We start from the raw sequence: 12,120 nt of genomic DNA, 5'->3' as shown, positions 1-12,120 counted from the left end.
ACTCTTAATTCGGAGCCCTGGAGTATAGATACGCGGCTATTGCCATAAATACCAGATTCGGAATCCACACAGCAAGCCATGCCGGCATAGTCCCCGATACAGCAAATGAGGAACTAACCGTTTGGAACATAATGTATGATACACTAAGTCCTAATCCTATACCTATATTCAGCCCCATACCACCTTTTACTTTACGGGCCGACAAAGAAGCTCCTATAATAGTGAGGATAAACGCAGAGAATACAGAAGCGAAGCGTTTGTGAAATTCAATCTCGAATTGAGTAATACTCACATCGCCCACAGTTGCAATACCTTTATCTCTTTGCCTCTGTATATATTTATATAATACAGGGGTGGTCATTTGCTCAAAATCGTTTACAGATATGAGGAAATCGCTGGGCACAACATTCAATGTCGTATCTATTTTATCTCCGTTGCTGATAACCTCTCTCATTCCCTGCAATTCACGTATCTTATAGTTATACAGTTCCCAGTGATATGCACTGTCGTATTTTATACGTTGAGCTGTCAAACGCGATTTAAGTTCCTTATCTTCAATTTTATCGAGAGACAGGTTATATCCTTCCTTCGTCTTATTATCGAATCGCTCTATATATAAAATAACACCTTTATCCACTTGAAGCTGAATACCTGAAGCATATTCCACGCTCTTGTCCCTGACATACTTGTTCTGAAACTTGATACGGGTCACATTGGCAGGAGGGATTATAAAACTACTGAGAACAAATGAAAAGACCGCAATTATTCCCGCCGATATCATATATGGCTTCATCAGCCGTTTAAAGCTCATCCCATTCGATAACATGGCGATAATCTCAGAATTATCTGCCAGTTTCGATGTAAAAAATATAACGGCTATAAATACAAACAAAGCACTAAACAGGTTTGTATAATAGGGCACAAAGTTGACGTAATAATCAAATATTATCGCTGTCAGCGGAGCCTTTTTATCCAGAAACTTATCCAGCTTTTCATTTATATCGAATACGACAGCAATAGATATAATAAGAATAATGGAGAATATATAAGTCCCCAGAAACTTCTTAATAATATATCTGTCGAGTATCGAAAGTATTTTCATTTTCAATCACTTTGCCCTATGGGCGGTTACAAGTCGACAAGTTATTCTTAATTCTTAATTCTTAATTAATTATTTATATCCTTCTTGAAACATTCTCTACCATTTCTCTCTTCCAACCGGAGAAATCTCCTGCAATAATATGCTCACGTGCATCTTTGACCAGTTGCAGATAAAAAGCCAGATTATGTATAGAAGCTATCTGTAATCCCAATATTTCATTGGTAATAAACAGATGACGAAGATATGCTTTTGTATATAAAGTATCAACAAATGACGCTCCATTTTCTTCGATCGGAGAAAAATCGTTTGCCCACTTCTTGTTACGCATATTCATTATACCGTTACGGGTAAACAGTTGCCCGTTGCGACCATTACGGGTAGGCATAATACAATCGAACATATCCACACCCCGCTCAATGGCTTCCAGTATATTTGCCGGAGTACCCACTCCCATCAGATAACGGGGTTTACCGGCCGGAAGTATTTCGTTTACCACCTCAATCATCTCGTACATTTTTTCGGTAGGTTCGCCCACAGCCAATCCTCCGATCGCATTCCCGTCCGCACCTTTCGAGGCTACATTTTCTGCGGCTCTTCGGCGTAAGTCAGGATAGACACATCCCTGCACAATAGGAAATAAGGCCTGCTTATACCCGTATTCACATTCAGTGCCGTTAAACCGGGTAAAGCAGCGGTCGAGCCACCGTTCTGTCAAGTCAAGAGACTTTTTTGCATATGCATAATCGGCATCTCCCGGCGTACATTCATCGAAAGCCATAATAATGTCCGCCCCTATTACTCTCTGAATATCCATAACGGATTCGGGTGTAAAAAAATGTTTCGAACCATCGATATGAGACCGGAATATGGCGCCTTCTTCTGTCAGTTTCCGGTTTTCGGCTAAAGAGAATACCTGAAACCCTCCGCTGTCGGTCAGTATAGGTTTGTCCCAGCTGTTAAACTTATGCAAACCACCTGCCTGTTTAAGTATTTCCAATCCCGGACGCAGATACAGATGATACGTATTCCCCAGAATTATCTGCGCTTCGATATCATTTTTCAATTCGGTCATATGTACGGCTTTCACCGCCCCCTGAGTACCCACCGGCATAAAAATAGGTGTCTCTATCTGTCCGTGATCGGTTGTTATAAGTCCTGCTCTGGCTTTGGTTTGCCCGTCAGTATATTGAAGTTTAAAATCCATTATTCCGTTCTGATCAGATTTGAGTGGTCTTTGATTGTTCAGCATCATCTGCTTCCTCTTCTGCTACCAAGTCTTTTAGCTGAACCACAACAATCGATGTTTTATTTTTCTTTATTACCGTAAACTGGTAATCTTCTGCTTCCAGCTTATCATGTGTATTAGGAATACGCCCAAATTTATCAATAAGATATCCGGCAAGTGTATCGTATTGCTTATCTTTATCTATCGGATGCGGAAGTTCATCATTAATATCGGATATGGCAGCCGTGGCTATTACCGAATATGTATTTTCCCCTGTTTGCTCTACAAACGGGATTTCATTATCATACTCATCCTGTATTTCCCCGACAAGTTCTTCGAGTATATCCTCCATAGTGATAACGCCCTCTACTCCGCCATATTCGTTCAGCACCATCGCTATTTGCTGATGTTTTACCTGAAACTCTTTCAATAGCTGACCAATACGCTTTGTCTCGGGTGTAAATGAAACCGGCCTTATAATAGAACGAATGTTCACATTACCGCTACTAATGCGCATTTTTTTCAATATATCTTTCAGATGGACTACCCCAATGGTATTATCTATATTATCCTCGTAACACGGAATACGGGAATATCCTTCCTCTATCACAAATTCCAATGTCTTTTCATCGTAATCGTTCACGTCTATAGATACCACCTGCGTACGCGGAACCATTATCTGGCGCGCCGTACGTTCCGAGAAGTCAAATGCGTTCTGGATAATATCAAATTCGGTACTGTCTACCTTCCCGCTTTCCTTTGCCTGATCTACCAGATATCGCAACTCGTCGCTGCTATATACTTCTTGTTCCGAAACAGTATGCAGTCCAACCATCTTGAGTACAAGATTGGCAATACCATTCAGTAACCAAATAAACGGACGGCAAATCCAATAGAAACCATGCAGAGGATACGCGACGGCAAGTGTCGTCTGTTCCGAACGCTGGATAGCTAATGATTTAGGAGCTAATTCTCCTAGTACGATATGCAATATAGTGATTATAATGAACGCGGTAATCAGCGATACTGTAGAGAGTACAGACGGGGCAAGTTCAATATTGAACAGTCCGATTATTTCTTTGATTATCTTGGATACCACAGGCTCACCGATCCAACCTAAAGCAAGGCTGGCAATGGTAATACCAAACTGGGTAGCAGCCAGATAGGAATCGAGATGTGTGACTATTTTTTTTGAAAGGGCGGCGGCACGACTGCCTGCCTGAGCTTTCAATTCAAGTTGGGAAGACCGAACTTTTACTATTGCGAATTCTGCCGCAACAAAAAAACCATTAAGAAATACGAATAAAAGAGTAATTAAAATTGATATGAAAATGTCCATATTCTAATATGAATGATAATAGTGCAAAGATAATATAATTGTGTATTCGTTTAACAAAAAACGAATTAAACAACGGTGAAAATATAAATAAATATTAAATGGAGCACTTCATATTTCTTAACCATATATTGTTAAGAAGCAAGGAAAGTTACAGAAATCAGTTATAAATTCAAATCTGTAGTTATGTTTTAATGTTCGTTTTTTTCAGCTATGCGCAATCAAAGATTGCTTGTATTACTTTTTTTCTAAGCAAAAGAAGTAATCAAAAATGCTTAGACGCACGACAAGGCCGACGCATATTTGATTTAAGGGCTTTGTCCTACTATGGCGTCAGCCCTTGCGCATTAGTGACGCAGGCGGGGCACCCAATTCGTAAAGCGGAGGTGTAGAGCAAAATACGGTAGCTGCTATACTGGGCTGATAATCCGGCTAAAGATGATTCTGTATTATTTTGCTCCACCGAAGCTGCGGTTTTGGGTCGCCGAGGAACGAAGCGCTAGCCTTTTGGTTCGTTTTGGGCAATGCCAAAATGAACATTCAGACGAAACGAAGTGTAGTCAATAAAAAACGGACGTTTTAAGTAGCGAGAGCAGAAGCAAAATTTATTTTGGTTATGCCGAGTCACGAAAAACGCCTAATATAGTTGAACAATTAATTATTTCTTATTAATACCATTCAGTTTACTATGCTTTATCCCATATGTAAAATAAATGACAAACCCTATCACGGTCCAGCCGATAAGCCGTTCCCAGGTACTCCATGGCAGAGACAGCATTTGTACAATACAGATCGCAGCTCCAGCCAAAGGGATGAATGGCACAAGAGGCGTTTTGAACGGACGCTTGAGGTCGGGTTGCGTTTTACGCAGTATAACTATAGAAATACAGACAATAGTAAAGGCCATCAGGGTACCTATGGATACAAGCTCACTGAGAACATGGAGTGGAAAGAGTCCGGCTATCAACGCTGTAACGATACTGGCAAAAATAGTTGCATTATGAGGAACTCCATGTTTATCGTTTACTTTCGAAAACACCTTCGGCAACAGCCCGTCTTTAGAAATAGAATAGTATATCCGCGATTGTCCTAGCATCATAACCAGGATTACCGAACTAAGCCCTGCGATCGCTCCGAGTTTGATAAGGGGGCTTAACCAGGCTAAGCTTTCGCCGGTACGGTCTATAGCAAGTGCTATTGGTGCGTCTACATTCAAGTCTTTATAATTGACTATTCCTGTCAACACTGTAGTTACGGCTATGTATAGTAACGCGCATATAAGTAGTGAGAACAAGATGCCCTTTGGCATATCCTTCTGAGGATTTTTTGCCTCTCCTGCGGCGGTAGACAGAGCGTCGAATCCCAGATACGCATAGAATACCACTGCCGCACCTCTGAGAATACCCGTCCATCCGAAATTTCCATAATCTCCCGTATTTTCAGGTATATATGGTGTCCAGTTGCTTGTGTCTATATACGAAAGGCCAAACCCGATAAACAGAAGGATTACGCTAACTTTGATAACAACGATGATGTTATTAACGAATGCTGACTGTTTGATACCTCCGATCAGAAAAGCGGATACTATGGCTACGATAAATGCCGCAGGAAAATTGATGATACGCCCTGTCCATACCCAGCTCCCGTCTTTCAGATGGTCGAATGTGGCACCGGCGATCTGGTCAGGGAAATCGATACCCCATCCGTCGAGTAAACTTAGCATATAGCCCGACCATCCTACAGCGACACTTGAGCAGGCGAAAAGATACTCAAGAATCAATATCCAGCCTACAAACCATGCCAAAATTTCACCCATTGTCGTATAGCTGTATGAATATACTCCGCCCGATACGGGTATCATGGCGGCAAATTCCGCATAACACAGGCCAGCCATAATGCAACCGAGAGCCGAAATAACAAATGAGATCGTCAGTGCAGGTCCGGCGTACATAGCTGCAGCTTGTCCGGTGATAACGAAAATCCCGGTTCCTACTATTGCACCAATCCCCAGAGTTACGAGATTTGTTGCCGAAAGGCTTCTTTTTAGCCCTCCCTTAGTTTCTGTAGGTTCACTAAGTATTGCCGATATATCTTTTTTCTTGAAAAGCCGTTCTATCATAAACTAAAGTTTGCACAAAAGTAAGTAAAATGTAATAATTATCTACCATCTGTTTATTTATTAGAAAAAAAAGAAATATTTTGAGATAAATTAAGTACCAGGATTGCATCTGGATGATTCTTATCAAACAAAAAAGATATTCTATTGTTCTAAAATTAATAGGTTATAATATTAGAACTTCACAGCATATGACAGAGATAAAATTGAAAAGGGTTTATGAAGATCCTGAAAATGATGATGGTTTTCGTGTACTGGTCGATCGCCTGTGGCCCAGAGGCATGAGAAAAGATCATCTGAAATACGACTTATGGGCAAAAGATATTACCCCGTCTCCTAATTTACGTAAATGGTTTCATGAAGATATAAAAAACAGGTGGGATGATTTTGTGGCTATGTACCAAAAAGAATTGGATGGGGCGGATGCAGTAAAGGATTTTATAAAAAAAATAGAATCGTATAATATTGTTACGCTGTTATACGCGTCCCGAGAGCCGGTCTATAATCATGCAAATATATTGAAAGCGTATTTGGAGAAAGTACTCGGAAAAATGTAAATTTTGCTACCTTTGTTTTTATCAAAACAGTGATTAATATGAAAATGAGCATGGATTGCAATTCACCAAAATACAGGATTGTTTTGTCATGCAAATTTCCATACATCCTTTAAAACAGAATGATCATATGAAAATAACTATTCTCGGAGCCGGAAACATGGGAGGAGCCATAGCCTGTGGCTTAGCAGTAAGTGGAGGCCTACAGCCTCAAGATATAACCGTTATCGACCATAAAGGGAAGAATGTACCCCGGCTGAGGGAGGTAAGTGAAGATATAAATGTTGTAGTAGCTGATTACTCCTCACTGCTTACGGCAGATATTCTTATTATTGCTGTTAAGCCGTGGATGGTAGAAGAAGTACTGAAAACACATAAGGCCTTATTGGAAAATCCTAAGCAGTTAATCGTATCTGTTGCGGCTGTTGTTACATTGGCTCAACTACAGGAATGGACCAGTCCGCGTCAACCTGTATTCCGTGTTGTACCTAACACCGCTATAGCCGTGCGCCAAAGCATGACATATATTGCATCACAGAATGCGGATAAGGAACAACGCGAACAAGTGTTCCGCATCTTTTCTCAACTTGGTAAAGTTGAATTTGTGGAAGAGAAACTTATTCCGGCTATAACTTCGCTTACATCGTGTGGTATAGCCTTTGCATTCAGGTATATCAGGGCAGCTATGGAAGGAGGTATTGAAATGGGGGTATATCCGGATCAGGCCAAAGATGCCGTTTTGCAAACACTTCGTGGGGCAATCGACTTGCTAGAAGCTAATGGGAATCATCCCGAAGCGGAGATAGACAAAGTTACTACAGCCGGAGGAATCACAATAAAAGGATTGAACGAAATGGAGCATGCGGGCTTTACTTCGGCTGTCATTAAAGGATTAAAAGCAAGCAATATAAAGTAATTACACATAAATCAAAAAGCCCGGACATATAATCTATCCGGGCTTTTCTATTATTCAAAACAAAATTACTTCAATTCTTTGATCTTCACATTCTTGAACCACACTTCATCACCATGATCCTGTAAAAGAATGTTACCTTCGGCAGTATTTCCAAAGTTTGGCCAATCACGGTATTTACTGTAATTAACCAAAGCCTTCCACATATCGTTATTACGCTCATACTCCAGTATCTTCACGCCATTCAGCCAGTGCTCCACTTTATTACCCTTTACCACAACAACGGCTGTATTGAATTCCTTCTTATTGAAAGGCTTATTCTCCGGCGCCGGAATGAGGTCGTAAAGAGAACCCAGTTTGCGGTTTCCTCTTACACCCAATTTAGCATCAGGATGCTTGTCATCATCTAGAATCTGAAATTCGCAACCGATAGCAGATCCCTCACCTTTATTCAGATCCGGATTCACAAAGTATTTAATACCGCTATTAGCACCTTCTGTAATTTTAAAATCAACACTTAGTATAAAGTTTTTATATTTACGTGTGGTAACGATATCTCCACCATTAGTGGATTCTCCACCTCCACTTTTCAATACTTTCAATATACCATTATCAACAACCCAGCCTTTTTCCGGGAAATTACTGATTTTAGCTCCACGCCAGCCGTTCGTGGTTTTTCCGTCCCATAAGAGAGCCCAGCCCTCTTTTGCTTCTTTAGGCGAAATTGTATTTACGATACAATTGACCTGAGGGGCATCATTAGCATCCGAAGTCTTGTATTTTTCTACATCCGTAGTACAAATGCGGATATCTTTCCAACTCACGGTTTTTCCTTCCTGAGCTTTATCTCCTATAGCATGAACCTGTAATGCTATGAATCCCTCAAGCGTCATATCGTCCCAGATATTAGCGCAAGCAATACCGTTTACCCATGTGCGGATAGAACTGCCGATAGCCTCTATTCTCGCTTTATTCCATTGACCGTTCTTAAAGGCTGTCCGCGCCGGCGGGTTTACAGTCATCGGATAAAGCCAGTTGCGACGCGCTTCATCATAAATACCTCCTGTCCACGCACGCGCGGCAGGATCTATTTCGAATTGGTAGCCATGTACCCGTCCATTCTGATAATCTTTAAGGCTCAGGCTACGAAATTGCACGCCGGAGTTTAATCCGTCATCTACTTTGAAGTCAAACTCAAGGATAAAATCTCCATAGTTCTTCTCTGTAGCTAAAAAAGTATTGGGGGTATTCATCTTCGAGATACCGACAATAGTACCATCCACAACTTTATATTCAGCTTTCCCGTTGAGCTTTTTCCAGCCTTTCAGATTCTTCCCATTAAATAATGGTTCCCATTTCTCCTGTGCGGATATTGCTGCTGTAAACAAAAGGAGAATGGCTAATAATATATTTTTGTTCATCTTAATTTAATATAATCAACAAGTTAAGAGCTCAAATAAGTCTATTTTCTGAAACCCATAACTTATAATTCATAATTTATATTTTATAAAAATCTTCCCAACCCTTACGTGGAGGAATACCGGTAAGCATCGCGTTAGCGAAAGCATTATTTGTTATCTGCTTGGTACGGCTGTCGAAATGGAACTTTGTATTTAAACGCTGTGCCATCACACCTAGAGAGAATACCTGACTGAGAGGGCCGTGTATCTCGAAAGGAGAACGGGTCTTCTCAACTCCAGTACAAGCCAGCAAGAAGTTAGCAAAATGATTTGAAGGGCTTTTTGGAACTTCCGGAAGTTTCGATGCCATATCCTTAGCCTTGGACTCAGGAATAATAGAAAGCGTACTACCGTGAGATGCTCCTTTAAAGGTTAATTCCTTACTGTAAATAATCTTACCCGGATTAATCGTTGTTTTCTTGATTTCACCTGCTCCGGAAGCCGGAATATTAGGATCTAGAGCCGACTCTCCGTATCCCTCCGGTATTGGAGGAAGATTATTTACTCCATCATACCACATAATGTCGCAAGGCGGCATTTCTCCTCTCGGACCAAATTTAAACTGAATCGTAGAGTCTGTAGGGAAGAAATAGTCATTATGTCCTGTCAGTTTTATTGGATTGATCTCGTAAGGTAAACCTAAATCGAGAAACTCATGTACCGTATCGAGAATGTGTGCGCCCCAGTCTCCCAGTGCCCCCATCCCGAAATCGTACCATGAACGCCACTCTCCGTTATGATATTTATCACTGTATTCATGATATGGAACAGCACAATGCCATGTCATCCAGTCCAATGTACTTGGTATAGGTTGCGCTTCGGGATACTTATATATATTTACATCCCATCCGTGCCATCTGCGTGGATTATTCATATGGGCAACTACGGAGGTTACATCTTTGATAATCCCTGCATCCTGCCAGGCTTTGAATTGAAAATAATTGGCTTCGGAATGTCCCTGATTACCCACTTGTGTCACTACATTCGGGTATTTACGGGCTGCCTGCATCATCAGTTCAGCCTCAAGGAATGTGCGCGCCATAGGCTTTTCCACATATACATGCTTTCCATGCGCCATAGCCATCATCGTTACCGGAAAATGTGCAAAATCGGGTATAGCTATAGCAACAGCTTCAAACTCGTTGCCTATTTTATCGAACATTACCCTGAAATCCTTAAATTGTTTGGCCTTCGGATATTTAGCGATTACTTTCTGTGTTTGTTTTGCTCCCATATCCACATCACAAAGAGCAACAACATTGACAAGTCCCGTTTTTTCAAAATCCCCAATAATCTGTTCGCCCCTGTTACCAATACCAATATAGGCGATATTAACCTTCCTGTTTGCCCCTACAATCCGGTTGTAGCTCTCGGCATTCATTGTACCAATGCCACCGACAGCCAACCCGGCTGAGGCTACTGCGGCTCTTTTCAAAAAATTTCTGCGTGTTACCATGATTTAGTATTTTGAGTTTAAATTAGAGTTAAAATCATATCATCTGTTATCTGAGCATATACACCTGTTATCCTGATACATAGCTTAACTGTACCATATCTCTTATATTTTTTCTGTGTGAATAAAATTCACATTATCCGGATGAATGAGATATCGAATTTCTTAAATTAAATAGGTTCTTTGATAAAACTTTAACAAAATAACTAATATATAACCTAACTTCAAAATATGTGTGCGAACACACACCCTACTAAAAATCACATAAACAACTGAATAAAAATAAATTAACCATATAAACAAATAACCTTGAATCAGAATATGTTTTACAACATATTTTACATTCTACAAACCCGGTATATTCCAAAACAATATATCTTTAAAAGATTAAAAAAAAATATTTTTATCAACAATACAAAACATATAAAATCATTTTGATACTATATAAATGATTTATATTTCAAAAAGTATTATTTTTGAAAATAAAATATATAATGAAAACTATGAAACATCAGTTATTCCGAAAAAAAGATATAACAACCTTATTACAGGATTCTCTTCAAGAGAAAGGTGGGTTGAAAAGAACCCTGACCACCGGACACCTTGTAGCATTAGGTATAGGAGCAATTATAGGTACAGGTATTTTTGTTCTCACGGGAACAGCTGCCGCTAATTATGCAGGGCCTGCTCTTACCATATCTTTTATCATTTCTGCTTTGGGTTGTGCTATGGCCGGACTCTGCTATGCTGAATTCGCCTCTATGATTCCTGTTGCCGGCAGCGCATATTCATACAGTTATTCTACATTGGGCGAGTTTTTCGCATGGTTTATAGGTTGGGACTTGATTCTGGAATATCTGTTCACCGCTGGGACTGTGGCCGTGGGCTGGTCGGGATATTTTGTAAGTTTCCTTGACGACTTCGGGATACACATACCCCAGAATCTTCGCATGGCGCCTTTCGACCACACCAGTGCCGATGGATGGTTTACAACGGGTAGTATAATTAACTTCCCTGCAATGTTTATCGTTGCCATTATGTCGGTATTGCTCATAAGAGGTATAAGCCAATCGGCAACATTAAATAATATCATAGTTGTGGTAAAGGTAGTTGTCATCCTACTTTTCATCGGCTTCGGATTATCATATATAGACACAAGCAACTGGTCACCATACATTCCTCAAAACACAGGTGAATTTGGACATTTCGGCTGGAGCGGTATTTTTCGCGGAGCAGCCGTCATATTTTTTGCATATATCGGATTCGATGCCGTATCTACGACAGCACAGGAAGCAAAAGATCCACAAAAGGATATGCCGAAAGGTATCCTTATCTCCCTCCTTGTTTGTACAATCCTGTATATTGCGGTAACGGCCGTTTTAACAGGAATAACACATTATTCCGAGCTAAGTGTTCCCGCCCCTATTGCATTGGCAATAGATAAAGGAGGAGAAGGATTACATTGGTTACGAATGCCTATCAAAATAGGAGCAATTGCCGGCTTAAGTTCGGTAATATTAGTAATGATGCTGGCCCAATCGCGTATCTTTTATACAATATCGAGGGACGGACTACTACCGAAGTTCTTCTCTAAAGTACATACAAGATTCAATACACCTCATAATTCGACCATTGTAACAAGTATAGCTGTAGGTCTTATTGCAGGGTTATTGCCTATCAATATACTAGGAGAACTTGTCTCTATCGGAACGTTGATGGCATTTACACTTGTATGTATTTCTATTGTGATACTACGCAAGACCCGCCCTGATGTTAACCGCCCGTTCAAAACACCATGGGTACCCTTAGTTCCAATACTGGGCGCTTTGATTTGCCTGTCTCAAATGGTCGCTTTGCCTTTAGACACATGGTTAAGGTTAATCATATGGATGTTGATCGGTTTTGTTATCTACTTTGCTTACGGAATAAAACACAGCAAGCTGAATAAAAAATAAGCATAT

The 12,120-nt window shown here is 40.4% G+C and carries 9 protein-coding genes; 3 read left to right on the top strand and 6 right to left on the bottom strand.

The window, feature by feature from the left end:
* Positions 1-4 precede the first annotated feature (4 nt).
* The 4 genes from HMPREF9455_RS00910 to HMPREF9455_RS00895 all read right to left on the bottom strand — a co-directional run bounded on the left by HMPREF9455_RS00910 (position 5) and on the right by HMPREF9455_RS00895 (position 5,782).
* Entirely contained in the window at positions 5-1,102 is a 1,098-nt protein-coding gene (locus HMPREF9455_RS00910; RefSeq protein ID WP_006797677.1) for an LptF/LptG family permease, read from the bottom strand.
* 73 nt (positions 1,103-1,175) lie between these two features.
* Entirely contained in the window at positions 1,176-2,306 is a 1,131-nt protein-coding gene (tgt, locus tag HMPREF9455_RS00905) for a tRNA guanosine(34) transglycosylase Tgt (RefSeq protein WP_044215385.1), read from the bottom strand.
* Positions 2,307-2,319: 13 nt separating this feature from the next.
* On the bottom strand, positions 2,320-3,666 hold the full coding sequence (locus HMPREF9455_RS00900) for a hemolysin family protein (RefSeq protein ID WP_006797675.1): 1,347 nt from the start codon (positions 3,664-3,666) through the stop codon (positions 2,320-2,322).
* 655 nt (positions 3,667-4,321) lie between these two features.
* Positions 4,322-5,782 carry an amino acid permease gene (locus HMPREF9455_RS00895; protein WP_006797674.1) on the bottom strand — a complete coding sequence of 487 codons (1,461 nt, stop codon included), beginning with the start codon at positions 5,780-5,782 and terminating at the stop codon, positions 4,322-4,324.
* 188 nt (positions 5,783-5,970) lie between these two features.
* Between HMPREF9455_RS00895 and HMPREF9455_RS00890 the strand changes: the two genes are divergently transcribed.
* Together HMPREF9455_RS00890 and proC are read left to right on the top strand one after the other, a co-directional pair.
* A complete protein-coding gene (locus tag HMPREF9455_RS00890; RefSeq protein WP_006797673.1) occupies positions 5,971-6,336 on the top strand; it encodes a DUF488 domain-containing protein in 366 nt (121 codons plus the stop codon).
* Positions 6,337-6,463: 127 nt separating this feature from the next.
* Positions 6,464-7,249 (top strand): pyrroline-5-carboxylate reductase, encoded by a 786-nt coding sequence (proC, locus tag HMPREF9455_RS00885; RefSeq protein WP_006797672.1) that lies wholly within the window; start codon positions 6,464-6,466, stop codon positions 7,247-7,249.
* Positions 7,250-7,314: 65 nt separating this feature from the next.
* Here proC and HMPREF9455_RS00880 read toward each other — a convergent pair whose 3' ends face one another.
* Both HMPREF9455_RS00880 and HMPREF9455_RS00875 read right to left on the bottom strand, forming a co-directional pair.
* Positions 7,315-8,667 carry a 3-keto-disaccharide hydrolase gene (locus HMPREF9455_RS00880; protein WP_006797671.1) on the bottom strand — a complete coding sequence of 451 codons (1,353 nt, stop codon included), beginning with the start codon at positions 8,665-8,667 and terminating at the stop codon, positions 7,315-7,317.
* A 76-nt stretch (positions 8,668-8,743) separates the two neighbouring features.
* Positions 8,744-10,162, bottom strand: a complete 1,419-nt coding sequence (locus tag HMPREF9455_RS00875) for a Gfo/Idh/MocA family oxidoreductase (RefSeq protein ID WP_006797670.1) — start codon at positions 10,160-10,162, stop codon at positions 8,744-8,746.
* Between the two features lie 500 nt (positions 10,163-10,662).
* Between HMPREF9455_RS00875 and HMPREF9455_RS00870 the strand changes: the two genes are divergently transcribed.
* Entirely contained in the window at positions 10,663-12,114 is a 1,452-nt protein-coding gene (locus tag HMPREF9455_RS00870) for an amino acid permease (RefSeq protein ID WP_044215384.1), read from the top strand.
* The last annotated feature ends 6 nt before the right edge of the window (positions 12,115-12,120 follow it).

Origin of the sequence: Dysgonomonas gadei ATCC BAA-286 (assembly GCF_000213555.1) — a bacterium.
In the GTDB taxonomy this organism is placed as follows: Bacteria; Bacteroidota; Bacteroidia; order Bacteroidales; family Dysgonomonadaceae; genus Dysgonomonas; species Dysgonomonas gadei.
Note: the sequence above shows the minus strand (reverse complement) of the source record. Positions and strands in the feature narration are given on the sequence as shown.

Coding starts and splice junctions, on each gene's coding strand:
- HMPREF9455_RS00910 (WP_006797677.1), bottom strand. CDS start 1,102: ATGAAAATACTTTCGATACTCGACAGATATATTATTAAGAAGTTTCTG.
- HMPREF9455_RS00895 (WP_006797674.1), bottom strand. CDS start 5,782: ATGATAGAACGGCTTTTCAAGAAAAAAGATATATCGGCAATACTTAGT.
- proC (WP_006797672.1), top strand. CDS start 6,464: ATGAAAATAACTATTCTCGGAGCCGGAAACATGGGAGGAGCCATAGCC.
- HMPREF9455_RS00875 (WP_006797670.1), bottom strand. CDS start 10,162: ATGGTAACACGCAGAAATTTTTTGAAAAGAGCCGCAGTAGCCTCAGCC.
- HMPREF9455_RS00880 (WP_006797671.1), bottom strand. CDS start 8,667: ATGAACAAAAATATATTATTAGCCATTCTCCTTTTGTTTACAGCAGCA.
- HMPREF9455_RS00900 (WP_006797675.1), bottom strand. CDS start 3,666: ATGGACATTTTCATATCAATTTTAATTACTCTTTTATTCGTATTTCTT.
- tgt (WP_044215385.1), bottom strand. CDS start 2,306: ATGGATTTTAAACTTCAATATACTGACGGGCAAACCAAAGCCAGAGCA.
- HMPREF9455_RS00870 (WP_044215384.1), top strand. CDS start 10,663: ATGAAACATCAGTTATTCCGAAAAAAAGATATAACAACCTTATTACAG.
- HMPREF9455_RS00890 (WP_006797673.1), top strand. CDS start 5,971: ATGACAGAGATAAAATTGAAAAGGGTTTATGAAGATCCTGAAAATGAT.